The organism is Bradyrhizobium sp. TM233 (assembly GCF_036247965.1).
GTDB lineage: Bacteria > Pseudomonadota > Alphaproteobacteria > Rhizobiales > Xanthobacteraceae > Bradyrhizobium > Bradyrhizobium ottawaense.
In genome coordinates, this window is record NZ_BTIG01000017.1 from 78375 (window position 1) to 91469 (window position 13095).

The window sequence follows — 13095 nt, forward strand, 5'->3', positions numbered from 1 at the left end:
CTTGTCGTCGTTCCGCAAATAGGAGCACGGCCGGGCGACTTTGTAATCGCGATCTTGGTAGTAGGATTTGGTGCGGTAAGCCATTGATTTCATTGAAGCGCTGATCGCCCGCGACGAGCCGGGCCGGCTCGGGGGCCTGCCGGGAAGCGGACTGCCCGAGTCCGCCTATACCCCCTGGCGATCGGTGGACGCGAAGAAACAGCCGATCTCTCGAGATGGCCTCGCCAATCGCGCGCCTACCGTCGTGCTGAAGGCGGGCCGGTCAAAGCGAGCGACAACGAGACCGTGACATTGACGGATATCGTAACGCCCAGCGGCCATCCGTCGCGGCTGAACCGTTGTCGTGATTTGTGGCCGTCGCGGATGCCGACTTTCGACGGAACGCGCGGATGGCTGCACGATGTTGCCGCAATCCGATCGCTGGTTTCGAGCTGCCAACGAGCGACAAGAAGCGAGTGCCGACAACGAGATGAGTGGCCAGGCCTGACAGTGATTTGCACTACTACCTTCCGCCTATACTAAGCGCGAAAGGGCGATGCTGTAATTTCCGTGATGGTTCGCAGGTGAACTGCGTATCGAAAAGCGCAAGAGCGCATCGGCGCCCAACGTGGCGCGCAAAGCAACATCACGGAGGGAATAATGACCTTTGGAACGAGGGGCTTCTTGGCCGGCATTTCGATGATCGCGATCCTGGGCGCCGGCACGATTGGCGTTCGCGCCAACGATTCACTGCTCAAAGCGCAATCCGATTCCAATCAATGGGCGGTGGCGGGCCATGACTACGCCAACACGCGGTTCAGCCCGCTGAACCAGATCAACGCCGAGAATGCCGGCAAGCTGTCGCTTGCCTATTCGTTCTCGCTTGCATCGCTGCGCTCGAACGAATCTTCGCCGATCGTCATCGGCAACACGTTGTACGTCTCGACATCATGGGGGCCGAAATACGTCTATGCGCTCGACGCCGCGACCGGCGCGCGCAAGTGGACCTACGAGCCGGAGATTCCGGACGACGTGCTGCAATACGCCTGCTGCGACGTCAACAATCGCGGCGTCTCCTACGCCGACGGCAAGATCTTCGTCGGCCGGCTCGACGGCAAGCTGACCGCGCTCGACGCTGCGACGGGCAAGGCGCTGTGGACGGCGAAGGTGGTCGATTACAAGCAGGGCTCGGTCATCACCTCGCCGCCGCTGGTCGTGCGCGACAAGGTCATCACCGGCTTCGGCGGTGGCGAGTACGGCGTGCGCGGCGCGCTTCAGGCCTTCGACATCAACACCGGCAAGCTCGCTTGGCAGACCTTTACCGTTCCCACGCCGGAGGAGCCCGGCGGCGATACCTGGAAGGGCGATTCCGCGCAGCATGGCGGCGGCGCGGCCTGGCTGGTCGGCTCTTATGATCCCAAGACCGATACCGTGTATTGGGGCACCAGCAATCCCGGGCCGTGGAACACTGCCGTGCGCTCGACCGGCAATGGCGATTTCGGCAAGCTGACCAACCTCTACACGGCCTCGACGCTGGCGCTCGACCCGAACACCGGCAAGATCAAATGGCATATCCAGACCACGCCCGCCGACGCCTGGGACTATGACGGCGTGAACGAGGCCGTGCTCGCCGACCTCAACATCGGCGGCAGCAACGTTCCGGCGCTGATGAAGGCGGATCGCAACGGGTTCTTCTTCGTCGCCAACCGCGAGACCGGCAAGGTTCTTTCGGCGGAGAAGTATGTCTTCTCGAACTGGGCGCAGAAATTCGATCTCGCCACCATGCGCGCGGTCGAGGATCCCGACAAGCGTCCGGGCCCCGGCCATCCCGCCAAGGACATCTGTCCCAATCTGATCGGCGGCAAGAACTGGCAGCCGATGTCGTTCAACCCGCAGACCGGCCTCGTCTACATTCCCTCCAACAATGTCTGCATGGATTGGTCGGTCAGTGACGTCGCCTACAAGCGCGGCGTGTTCTATCTCGGCGCCGAATTCCCGACCAAGGGAGGCCCCGGCGGCTTCCTCGGCGAGCTCGTGGCCTGGGATCCCGTCAACCAGAAGAAAGTCTGGTCCATCAAGGAAGACCTGCCTTTCAATGGCGGTACGCTGACCACTGGCGGGGGTCTGGTGTTCGCCGGCAACATCCATGGCGATTTCCGCGCCATCGATGCGAAATCCGGCAAAGTGCTCTGGAGCAAGAATCTCGGCTCCGGCATCGGTGCGGGTCCTGTGACCTACATGGTCGACGGCAAGCAATACGTCGCCATCGTCGTCGGCCGTACGGCAGCACTGCCCGCGTTCCTGGGCGAGGTTGGCAAGAAGATGACGGCTGCAGCTCCCGAGGGCGGCTCGCTCTTCGTGTTCTCCGTCCAGTGACCACTGGCGCGTGTATCCCGGGGTGACGGGATACACGCGCTCTTTTCCCGAAGTGTGATCGCGTCGTTGCGGCCGAGGCAGGGCCATGTCGCAACGTCACGCCAACAATGCCCAACCACGGGAGGTGAGGATGCGTCCAAATCGTTCTGGCCTTGGCCATAGCAAACGTCGCGCCATCGCAGCTTTACTTGCATGTGTTGCCGGTTCCGCGCTCATCGTGCCAGCCGCCACAAGCCGCGCCGACGAAGTGAAGCCGTTCCGGCTCTGTGCCGACCCGACCAATCTTCCGTTCTCGAGCAACAGCCCCTCGCAACCCGGCTTCTATGTCGAGATCGGGCAGGCGCTGGCGCGGGCGCTCGGGCGGCCGATCGCCTATGATTGGTACAAGTCGTATTTCGGCAAGCGCACCGTCCGCGTGACGCTGCTCGGCAAGCAGTGCGACGCCATGATCGGCCTGCCGCGCTCCGAGGATTTCATGGGGCCGGCCGTCATCTTCTCGAGCACGGTTGCGCGTGAAGGCTACGCCCTCGTGACCGCAAAGGACCGGACGGTCTCCGGGGTCGACGATCTCCGGGGCAAGCGGGTCGCCGTGCAGTTCGCCAGCACACCGCAAAACCTCCTGGCGACGCGTGACGAGATCCAGAAGGTGACGGTGCTGTCGCCCGAGGAAGGCATGCAGGCGCTCGATCGGGGCAATGCCGACGTCGCCTTTATCTGGGGACCCGTGGCGGGCTGGCTGAACAAGACCGTCTACCAGGATCGGTACCGCGTTCAGCTCACCGAAGGCGAAGGTCTGTCGTGGGACGCGGCGATCGGCTTCGCAAAGGCCTCGACAGAACTGCGCGACCAGATCGATGCGGTTTTGCCGGACCTCGAGCGCACCATCGCCGACCTCAAGGCGAAGTATGGCCTGCCGACCGGTCAGGCTCTCCACTTCAATGCCGTGCAGACGCCGGCGGGAACCACGACCGGAGCCGGGACCGGCGCGGCGCAAGTGGCCAGCGTCGTCGCGACCGAGACCAAGGGCGACGCGCTGGCATCGAATGCCGAAGCTGTCGGCCTGGGCAAGGAGATCTTCAACGGCACCTGTGCGCATTGCCATGGTCCCGACGCGATCCAGAGCGAGCGGAAGATCGATCTGAGGCTGCTGCGTCACCGCTACGGCGACGAGATGCGAGAGAAATTCTTGACCACGGTGCACGAGGGACGTCCGGCCAAGGGCATGCCGTCCTGGAAAGAGGTCTTCACCGACGGCCAGTTCGACAACATCTACGCCTTTCTGCTGACGGTTCAGGCCGAATCGAACGACTGAATGGACTTGACCGGACGGCATCGGGGAGATGTTCTAGGGGCCGTTTCGCATCCATCGGCACGAACGTCCGATGGATGCGCCCGCGCGATGGACCCCGGGGAAGGTGCCATGACCAGCTTCCTGATCATCGACGATCATCCGCTGTTTCGCGAGGCGCTCGGCAATGCCGTGCGGTTGGCGCTGCCGGAGGCCCGCATTCTGGAAGCGATGTCGATCGAGGACGCCTTGCGGGTTCTTTCGGTCGAACGGGGGATCGACCTTGCGCTGCTCGATCTCTCGCTTCCCGACGCAACCGGTTTCTCCGGCTTTCTCAGGCTGCGCGAGACCTATCCGCGCCTGCCGGTCGCCATCGTCTCGAGCGAGGAGGATCAGCATGTGGTCCGCGAGGCGCTGGCGCTGGGTGCTGCCGGCTATCTGCCGAAATCCACGTCCAAGCGCGAGCTCGCGCAGTCGATCGAAGGCGTGCTCGGCGGATCGGTATCCGTGCCGAAGGATTTCGTGGCGGAGCCGCAGCGGAAGCGGGCCGACAGCAGCAAGGCACTCAGGGTCAAGCTTCGCGAGCTGACGCCGCAGCAGCTTCGCGTGCTCGATCTCCTTCGCCGCGGCTATCCGAACCGGCAGATCGCGCAGGAGCTTCAACTCGCCGAATCGACCGTGAAGGCACACATCACCGAGATCCTGCGCAAGCTCGGACTGTTCAGCCGCAACAAGGCGATCGTCGAGATCGGCAAGGTCGACCTGCCGGATCCACGGCGGCCCCATCCGAGGATCGATCGCGGGAGGCCGCAATGAGCTGCTGGTCCGATTTGATCTGGATCAAGCCGGGTTGCTCCGGCGACGGCATGCTCGCCGGTCTGATCGCTGACTTCGGTGACGAGCTGGGAACGGCCCAAATCTGATGCGGTTTCTGATTGTCGAGGATCATCCGCTGTTTCGCGAGGCGCTCGAGGGAGCGCTGCAAATGGCGACGCCGGATGCCGAGATGCTTCAGGCCACCTCGATCGACGGTGCGCTCGAGTTGTTGGCGTCGAGGCCCGATGTCGACCTCATTCTTCTCGACCTGTCGATACCCGGGACGACCGGACTGTCCGGCATCATCCGCATCCGCAAGGCGTTCCCGCGCATTCCCGTCGTCATCGTGTCGGGGCACCAGGACGCGCAGATCATCTCGGGCGCATTGTCGCTCGGCGTATCCGGCTACATCCTGAAATCCTCGTCCAAGCAGGAGCTGGCGCATTCGATCAGCGAAGTCGTGCGTGGCGCGGTGTGTCTGCCGGCCGCTTTTCGCGCGTTGGCCCGCCCGCAGCGTTCGCCGATTGCGGCCCAGGAGCTCCTGAAGCGCCTTCACGATCTGACGCCCCAGCAATTGCGTGTCCTCGAAATGCTCAAGCGCGGCCTGCAGAACAAGCAGATCGCCTTTGAGCTGAAGATCTCCGAGACCACCGTGAAGGTTCACGTCTCGGATATCCTGCGCAAGCTGAACGTGATGAGCCGCACCAAGGCGATCGTCGAAATGTCGAAGATCGATTTTGCGACGCTGGCGGGCGCGGGAGCGGCCGCGAAGCGCGACCGCGCCCGGACCGATCCGCAGGCATGATGCAGCCCTCGCTCGCCGTCGATGCGGCGCGAGGTGATGAACTAGCTCAGCAGGAACGACAGCAGCGCGCGCATCTCCGCCGGCCTGATCGGTTTCTTCAGCACTTCCAGCCCGTAGCGGCTGGCTTCCGCCGCAGCCTTTTCGGAATAATCCGCCGTGATGATCATCGCCGGCACGTCCGACTTCAACCGCTGCCGGATTCCCTCGACGGCCGACAATCCGCTTTCGCCGTGATCGAGGTGGAGATCGGCGATGATGGCGTCCGGCGTGCCGCCGAGCTCACTCAAACGCTGGGCGGCATCCGCGGCGGATCTCGTGGTCGCGACATCGCAGCCCCATCCTTCCAGCAAGGCGGCCAGCGCCTCCGCACCCGAGGCGTCGTTCTCGATGAGCAGGATCTTGGCCCCTCCCAGACCGCCATAGTGCAGGTCGGCGGGCTTCATCTCCTGCAGGTCGTCGCTGACATCGGCGCGATCGGCCTGCTCCAGCTCGAGCACAAAGGTCGATCCCCGGCCGACATGCGAGGACAGCCGCACCTCGTGCCCGAGCGCCGTCGCGAAGCGGCGCACGATCGAAAGTCCGAGACCGAAGCCGGCCTGGTCGGTCGCGCTCGCGTCGCCGCGCTGGAATTCCCGGAAGATCGCCTCCTGCTGCGCCTGCGCAATTCCGGGGCCGGTATCGGAGATCTGGATCGCGATGCGATCACCACGCCGTCTGCATCCCATGATGACGCCGCCGCGGCGGGTATAACGGATCGCATTCGCGAGCAGATTTTGCAGGATCCTCCGGAGCATCATCGGGTCGGACAGGACCGCGAGCGGCGAGGCGCGGACGCGCAGGGACAGTCCCTGCCTCCAGGCGATCGGCTCGAACTCGTCGCGGAGCTGGTCGAGCAGCGGCCCAAGCGCGATCGGCCGCACGTCGGGCCGGAGCGCGCCCGCATCGAGCTTCGCGATCTCCAGAAGCGAGCGGAGCAGGTCTTCCAGCGTAACCAGGGAGCGGTCGACCTGGTCGATGAGCAGGCCCGCTTCCTGCGACTCCATCATCTCGGTGAGGGCCGACAGGGTCAGGCGCGCCGCGTTCAGCGGCTGCAGGAGATCGTGGGTGACCGAGATCAGCACGGACGATTTCAGCGAGCTTGCAGCTTCCGCCTGCTGCTTGGCACGGTACAAGCCTTCGTTGGCCCGCTCGACCGAACGCAGGGCATCCCGCAACTGATGCGTCCGGTCGCGAACTTGATGGTCGAGCGCGATTGCGGTTTCGAACAGTGAGAACGCATTGAGCTGCTGGTCCATCGACCGCTCGACGCGCGACATCAGCGCCGCATTGATCTTCTTCAGCTTGACGGACTCCCGCCGGAGCTGCTCGATCGTTTCGGCATCCTGCCAGGTCTCTGCCACGTCGGCTCCGTTACGTCGGCCGCCTGCCGATGGCGACGCCGGTGAAGGTCTGATTCACGTGCATCGAGCCGAACTGTTCGCCGTAGGTATGGAACCCGACGACGCGATTCTGCCGGTACAGCTCGGACATTTCGCGTGAAAGCTGATGCTGCTCGGCATCCAGCCGGCGTAGCAGGCATTCGAAGCCAATATATAGAGAGACGTCGCCGATCTGGTCACGGGTTTCCGCGAAGGCGTCGCGGGTGGCTCCGACCAGGCTGCACGAGGTTGCCGTCGTCAGCACCATGCCCTCGTCGATCGCGCAGAAGAAGCGCAGCGAGCCGTCGGGATCGACGCGCTGGATCGACCGCGCATAATAGGATCCGCCGACCCGGACCAGCACCGGATGGGATGCGAAGGAGAACGGGTCGAGCTTTGCGTCGATGATTCCGACGGCACGGGAATATTCCGCGGCGGCAGGCTCGGCGTTCAATTCCTTGACGACGCGCTGCTCGATATCGGCCTCGGTGACCACCATCTTCTGTGCGGTCGGCTCGAAATTGTCGCATTTGAACACGCGGAACGGCAGCGACGTGTTGAGGAGAATGAGGAGAGCGGCGTCGGTGTGGGCCTTGCCGTCGAAGAACACCCAGGTCCTTTCGAAGCGCAGGCCGTCGCCGGCCGACCCGCCGACGATCGGGATATTGTCGAGCGAGGCATAGAGGGCGGACATCACCGCTTCTTCGCGGCGGCACATGCCGTCGATCAGCACCAGGCCGAACGGGTTGCGGCCGCTGACCTCCGAGGTTGTCCGCAGCAGCTCGTGGCGAAGCTCGCTGCCGATCCGGCGGCCGTCCTCGACGTGGAAATTGGCGAGATTCAGGATCGGCCGGACCACGGCGTTGAAGTCGGCCTGGCTGAACGTCATCGCGACAACGCTGTTCTCGTCCCAGCCGTCCGGCGCCAGCTCGCCTGCCGTCGTGCAACCGCAGACCGGCGCGTCCGCGAAGTGTCTGGTGATCTCGGCGATGAACCGATGAGGATCGTAGCGGGGGGAGAGGAAGACCAGGACCAGGGCCAGCTCGTCCGACGGAAGCTGGGCGACCAGCTCGGCAACGGCCTCGTCGACGGTCGGAGCTTTCGATTTCGCGACCGCAACGCCGGACGAACCGCCAAACCGAAGATCGGCCTGCCCCACTTCGTTTCTCTCCTCAAGGACCGGCTTGGTCTGTCGCCAAGATCTGTCGCCAAGTGCCGAAAACAGTAGGGCTTTTTCATTCTACCCGCAACAAGTCGCACAGTGTCGTCCGGACGGGAAGCTGCCGGCCTGGCGCTTGCGCGGCCCGGGATTGCGAGCCGGAGGAATTTACCGCCCCTTGACGATTCTGCCTTAGTTTTGCGCATCCGGTCGGGGAGGCGGGGCGCCTCCGGATCGTGGCTGTTTGGAATGAATAATGGGGGTGGGAATGTCCGGGCGTATCGCGTCGCCGTCAAAGCGCACAATATTTCCCACCCTGAGGTTCCGCGCCAAGATCATCCTGGGCTTTGCGGTCGTGCTGGCGATCTCCGCCGGCAGCATGGCTTTCTCCTATTTCGGCTTCGAGCGGGTTTCGGCCGGGGTCGGGTCCTACCGCAGCAGCGTGTCGGAGGCCGACCTCGCCCGCAACATCGACCGCGAGCTGCTCGCCTACCGTTCGGCCGTCAAATATTTCGTCGTCACCGGCAAGGAAGATGACGCCAAGGCGGCGATTGATGCCGAGGCCAGCCTGAAGAACGCCATCGACCAGGCCGTGAAGAGTGCCAAGGCCCCGGCGCGGGGCGAGAGTCTCGACAAGCTCGCCAAGGAGTTCGCGAATTTCTCCGCAACCTTCGCCAAGGTTCTGCAGGCCAAGCGTGACAGCACGTTGCTGGTGCAGAACCAGCTGCAGCGCCAAGCCAATCTCCTGAAGTACAAGCTGGACGATATCGGCAACAACGCTTCCGATTCCGAGGCGCAGTCGATCGAGTTCGGTACCAAGCAGGTCAACGCCCAGTTCCAAACCGCGAGTGCTGCAGCCACCAATTTCGTGCTCACGTCCGATCAGGCGATCGCGACCAGCGCGCTGGCGCGGCTGAAATTCGTGGAGAACTCGCTCGGCGCGGTCTATTCCATGGACGAGAAGATCGTCGACGGCCTGAAGGAGGCCAAGACCATCCTCGGCGCCTATCGCGAAGCGCTGGAAAAGCTGATCGCCAACGCCAAGTTGGTCGACAGCCTCGTCACCGAAATGAGCGGCTCGGCCGGTGCCATCCTGCAAGGCGCCACCGCCATGAAGGCGGACCTCGTCGCCGAGCAGCAGCGGCTGGATTCGGAATCGGAAGCGACGATCGGGAAGACCGAGCAACTGGTTCTGATGCTGGCCATCGGCGGTACGCTGCTTGGTGCGGTCCTCGCCTTCCTGCTCGGCACCGGCATCTCGCGTCCGATGATCGCGATGTGCAAGGCGATGCGCGAGCTGGCCTCGGGCAATTTCGACGTGGTGCTGCCGGGGCTCGGCCGCAAGGACGAGATCGGCGAGATGGCCGGTGCGGTCGAGGAGTTCAAGGTTCAAGCCGTGGCAAAAGCCGAGCGCGATGCCGCCGCCAGCGAAGCCCAGAACAGGGAGGCGAGCGCGGCCCGCCGCTCCGAGCTGATCCGCTTCGCCGATGATTTCGAAAGCGCGGTCGGCGCGATCGTCTCCAACGTCTCGGCCTCGGCCGTGCAGCTGGAATCGGCGGCCTCGACGCTGACCCGCACCGCCGAGACCACCCAGAGCCTGTCGAGCCAGGTCGCGGGCGTGTCCGAGCAGGCGTCCTCCAACATGCAGTCGGTCGCCACCGCGACGGAAGAGCTCTCGGCCTCGGTCGAGGAGATCGGCCGTCAGGTCCGCGATTCCAGCCGGATTGCGGAAGCCGCCGTGGTCCAGGCCAAGGAGACCGACGGGCGCATCGGCAAGCTGTCGCATGCCGCCCAGCAGATCGGCGAGGTGGTCAAGCTGATCACCGCGATTGCCGAGCAGACCAACCTTCTGGCGCTCAATGCCACCATCGAGGCGGCACGGGCCGGCGAGGCCGGGCGCGGCTTTGCGGTGGTTGCCAGCGAGGTGAAGTCGCTGGCGAGCCAGACCGCGAAGGCGACGGACGAGATTTCCTCGCACATCACGGGCATGCAGGGCGCCACGGCCGAGTCGGTTGCGGCGATCAAGGAGATCGGCGCGACCATCGGCCAGATCTCGTCGATCTCGACGTCGATCGCGAGCGCGGTCGAGCAGCAGGGCGCGGCGACGCAGGAGATCGCGCGTAGCGTCCAGACCGTCGCGCAGGGCACCCAGACCGCGGCCACCGACATCGGCGAGGTCAACCGCGGCGCCGCCGAGACCGGCTCGGCCTCGGAGGAGGTGCTGCACTCGGCCAAGACGCTGTCATCCGAAAGCACCCGCCTGCGCGCCGAGCTCGACCGCTTCATGGGGAATATCCGGGCGGCGTAAGTTGCTTGGGCTCGTCGCGAGCTAGACTCTCCGCTGTCGCCCCACTCTCTACTGTCGCCCCCGCGAACGCGGGGGCCCATAACCCCAGGGAGCGGTTATGGAGCGAGCAGGTAACTCCGAGTCTTCGCCAAACTCCTCCCTGGGGTTATCGCGACGAGCGCAAGCGCTCGCGCGGAAGTCCCCGATCTGCGCTTCGCTTGTCGGGGACGACAGCGGAGTGTGCATCTTCCCCGCGTCACCTAACCGCAAGTTGCGGCGCCATAAATTTACCGTGGCTTATCCTTTGCCAATTACCGTGCGGACGAGTCAGGAAGCGGGCTGCTTCCGGGCTGCGCCTGGTTTTCCGCGAATGGAATGGGGTGGGGGAATGTCGGTCAAGTCCAAATCCAAGTCGAAGTCGAACCAATCGAAGCTGCCAACCTTGCGTTTTCGTGCAAAAATCATCCTCGGCTTCGTGGCTGTGCTAGCCATCCTCGCCGTCAGCATGGCTTTCGCCTATTTCGGCTTCGAGCGGATCCAGGCCGCGGTGGCTTCCTACCGCACCAGCGTGTCGGAAGCCGACCTCGCGCGGACGGTCGATCGCGAGCTGATCGCCTATCAAGGACTGGCTCGGGCCTATACCCTGACCGGGGCGGTGGATGACGAGACCGCAGCCAAGGCCGCCGAAGACAATCTGAAGAGCGCGATCGCGAAGTCGATGTCCGCCACGACCGGCGCCGCCCGCCGTGAGCAGGTCGGCAAGCTGGAAGCCGAGTTTCAGCGCTTCACGAAGGTGTTCGGGGAGATCATCGTCCTGACGCGTGAGAACAACAAGATTGCGGCCGATGAGCTCAACAGCGTCGGCAACAAGATCCGCTTCAAGTTCGACGATCTCGCCGATTCCGCCGCGTTGGCGGGGCTGGCATCGGTCCAGACCACGGCCAAGGACATCACCTCGCAATATCTGGCGGTCTCCACCTCGGTCAGCGCCTTCGTGGCCAAGCCGGAGCCGAAGACCGCCGATGGCGTGATCGCCCGCATCAAATTCCTGGAGACGCTGCTGGTCTCGATCTATGCCAGCGACCAGAAGATCACCGACCGCGTCACCGAGATCGGCAATCTGCTGAAGCAGTACCGCACCTCGTTCTCAAAGCTGACCGAGAACGTGAAGATCATCGTCAAGTCGAACGGTGAGATGACCAAGACGGCGGCAACCATCCTCAAGCTCTCGGCCGAGCTGCGTTCGGATCTGACCGCCGACCAGCAGCGCATCGAGGCGAGCGCGAATGCGACCATCGGAGAGACCGAGCGGCTGATGCTGATGATGGCGCTCGGCGGCCTTGCCATCGGTGCGGTGCTGGCCTTGTGGCTCGGCAACGGCATCTCGCGTCCGATGATCGCGATGTGCAAGGCGATGCGCGAGCTGGCCTCGGGCAATTTCGACGTGGTGCTGCCGGGTCTCGGCCGCAAGGACGAGATCGGCGAGATGGCCGGCGCCGTCGAGGAGTTCAAGGTCCAAGCCGTGGCAAAAGCCGAGCGCGATGCCGCCGCCAGCGAAGCCCAGAACAGGGAGGCGAGCGCGGCCCGCCGCTCCGAGCTGATCCGCTTTGCCGACGATTTCGAAAGCGCGGTCGGCGCCATCGTCTCCAACGTGTCGGCCTCGGCCGTGCAGCTGGAATCGGCGGCCTCGACGCTGACGCGCACTGCCGAGACCACCCAGAGCCTGTCGAGCCAGGTCGCCGGCGTGTCCGAGCAGGCGTCCTCCAACATGCAGTCGGTCGCCACCGCGACGGAAGAGCTCTCGGCCTCGGTCGAGGAGATCGGCCGTCAGGTCCGCGATTCCAGCCGGATTGCGGAAGCCGCCGTGGTCCAGGCCAAGGAGACCGACGGGCGCATCGGCAAGCTGTCGCATGCCGCCCAGCAGATCGGCGAGGTGGTCAAGCTGATCACCGCGATTGCCGAGCAGACCAACCTTCTGGCGCTCAATGCCACCATCGAGGCGGCACGGGCCGGCGAGGCCGGGCGCGGCTTTGCGGTGGTCGCCAGCGAGGTGAAGTCGCTGGCGAGCCAGACCGCGAAGGCCACCGACGAGATTTCCTCGCACATCACGGGCATGCAGGGCGCCACGGCCGAGTCGGTTGCGGCGATCAAGGAGATCGGCGCGACCATCGGCCAGATCTCGTCGATCTCGACGTCGATCGCGAGCGCGGTCGAGCAGCAGGGCGCGGCGACGCAGGAGATCGCGCGCAGCGTCCAGACTGTCGCGCAGGGCACCCAGACCGCGGCCACCGACATCGGCGAGGTCAACCGCGGCGCCGCCGAGACTGGCTCGGCCTCGGAGGAGGTGCTGCACTCGGCCAAGACGCTGTCATCCGAAAGCACCCGCCTGCGCGCCGAGCTCGATCGCTTCATGGGGAATATCAGGGCGGCGTAAATTCGCGGCCTCTGAAGTTCGCGTCGCCGCCTCATACTCCGCTGTCGTCCCGGACAAGCGCGCCTCAAGGCGCGCCGATCCGGGACCCATACTCCCAGCGAGGAGTTGCGACGGACGCTGACAACTTCGAGCTATCACCAAACCCGATCCTGTGGCTATGGATCCCGGATCAGCGCTCCGCTCCCGGCAACGCGACGCGTTGCCAAGAGCTCCGCTTGTCCGGGACGACAGCGGAGGTTTGATCTCACTCCCTTCCAGACACCCGCTTCAGCTCCAGCTTCGCCTTCTCCAGTCGCGTGCGCTGCGTCTTCGGCAAGTCTTGCCGGCGCGGTTGATGTAGAAGGTCAGCATCGCCGCGCTTGGCGCTCATCGTCCTGCGCGCGGCTGTTTTGCGCGAATGTGTCCTCTTTCTGACATGAGCCATGCGTCAACTCCCTGCGGCTCCATCGGAAACGAGCGGTAGGAAGGGCCGTTCCCATGGGAACCCGGCCTCGCCGCAGACGTTGTCGCAGGCGGAATGCCGCACCCCGATG

General features: G+C 64.5%; 8 protein-coding genes and 1 pseudogene. 6 read left to right on the forward strand and 3 right to left on the reverse strand.

The window, feature by feature from the left end; genetic code table 11:
• Nucleotides 1-639 precede the first annotated feature (639 nt).
• The 4 genes from AABA86_RS26795 (at nucleotide 640) to AABA86_RS26810 (ending at nucleotide 5264) form a co-directional block, all read left to right on the forward strand.
• Nucleotides 640-2355: a PQQ-dependent methanol/ethanol family dehydrogenase gene (locus AABA86_RS26795; RefSeq protein ID WP_338308981.1), complete on the forward strand. Its 1716-nt coding sequence runs from the start codon at nucleotides 640-642 to the stop codon at nucleotides 2353-2355.
• A gap of 130 nt (nucleotides 2356-2485) precedes the next feature.
• A complete protein-coding gene (locus tag AABA86_RS26800) occupies nucleotides 2486-3667 on the forward strand; it encodes a c-type cytochrome (protein WP_445083493.1) in 1182 nt (393 codons plus the stop codon).
• Nucleotides 3668-3775: 108 nt separating this feature from the next.
• A complete protein-coding gene (locus AABA86_RS26805; RefSeq protein ID WP_338308984.1) occupies nucleotides 3776-4459 on the forward strand; it encodes a response regulator in 684 nt (227 codons plus the stop codon).
• Between the two features lie 106 nt (nucleotides 4460-4565).
• The gene (locus AABA86_RS26810) at nucleotides 4566-5264 is read left to right on the forward strand and encodes a response regulator (RefSeq protein WP_212253124.1); all 699 of its coding nucleotides are present in this window, start codon (nucleotides 4566-4568) and stop codon (nucleotides 5262-5264) included.
• 41 nt (nucleotides 5265-5305) lie between these two features.
• On the opposite strand, the gene AABA86_RS26815 is transcribed toward AABA86_RS26810, so the two are convergent.
• The gene (locus tag AABA86_RS26815; RefSeq protein WP_338308985.1) at nucleotides 5306-6664 is read right to left on the reverse strand and encodes a hybrid sensor histidine kinase/response regulator; all 1359 of its coding nucleotides are present in this window, start codon (nucleotides 6662-6664) and stop codon (nucleotides 5306-5308) included.
• Nucleotides 6665-6674: 10 nt separating this feature from the next.
• Complete coding sequence (locus AABA86_RS26820) at nucleotides 6675-7841, reverse strand: FIST N-terminal domain-containing protein (RefSeq protein WP_212253128.1); 1167 nt, start codon at nucleotides 7839-7841, stop codon at nucleotides 6675-6677.
• 268 nt (nucleotides 7842-8109) lie between these two features.
• On the opposite strand from AABA86_RS26820, the gene AABA86_RS26825 reads away from it, so the two are divergent.
• A complete protein-coding gene (locus AABA86_RS26825) occupies nucleotides 8110-10149 on the forward strand; it encodes a methyl-accepting chemotaxis protein (protein ID WP_338308986.1) in 2040 nt (679 codons plus the stop codon).
• 367 nt (nucleotides 10150-10516) lie between these two features.
• Nucleotides 10517-12562 carry a methyl-accepting chemotaxis protein gene (locus AABA86_RS26830; protein WP_338308987.1) on the forward strand — a complete coding sequence of 682 codons (2046 nt, stop codon included), beginning with the start codon at nucleotides 10517-10519 and terminating at the stop codon, nucleotides 12560-12562.
• A gap of 244 nt (nucleotides 12563-12806) precedes the next feature.
• Here the strand turns inward: AABA86_RS26830 and AABA86_RS34665 are convergent.
• Nucleotides 12807-12916, reverse strand: a pseudogene (locus AABA86_RS34665) (DUF3175 domain-containing protein); the annotation flags it as partial.
• Nucleotides 12917-13095 lie beyond the last annotated feature (179 nt).

What these genes read in the sequence shown, in the direction of transcription:
- AABA86_RS26795 (WP_338308981.1), top strand. Translation starts at nt 640, where the DNA reads ATGACCTTTGGAACGAGGGGCTTCTTGGCCGGCATTTCGATGATCGCG.
- AABA86_RS26800 (WP_445083493.1), top strand. Translation starts at nt 2,486, where the DNA reads ATGCGTCCAAATCGTTCTGGCCTTGGCCATAGCAAACGTCGCGCCATC.
- AABA86_RS26805 (WP_338308984.1), top strand. Translation starts at nt 3,776, where the DNA reads ATGACCAGCTTCCTGATCATCGACGATCATCCGCTGTTTCGCGAGGCG.
- AABA86_RS26810 (WP_212253124.1), top strand. Translation starts at nt 4,566, where the DNA reads ATGCGGTTTCTGATTGTCGAGGATCATCCGCTGTTTCGCGAGGCGCTC.
- AABA86_RS26825 (WP_338308986.1), top strand. Translation starts at nt 8,110, where the DNA reads ATGTCCGGGCGTATCGCGTCGCCGTCAAAGCGCACAATATTTCCCACC.
- AABA86_RS26830 (WP_338308987.1), top strand. Translation starts at nt 10,517, where the DNA reads ATGTCGGTCAAGTCCAAATCCAAGTCGAAGTCGAACCAATCGAAGCTG.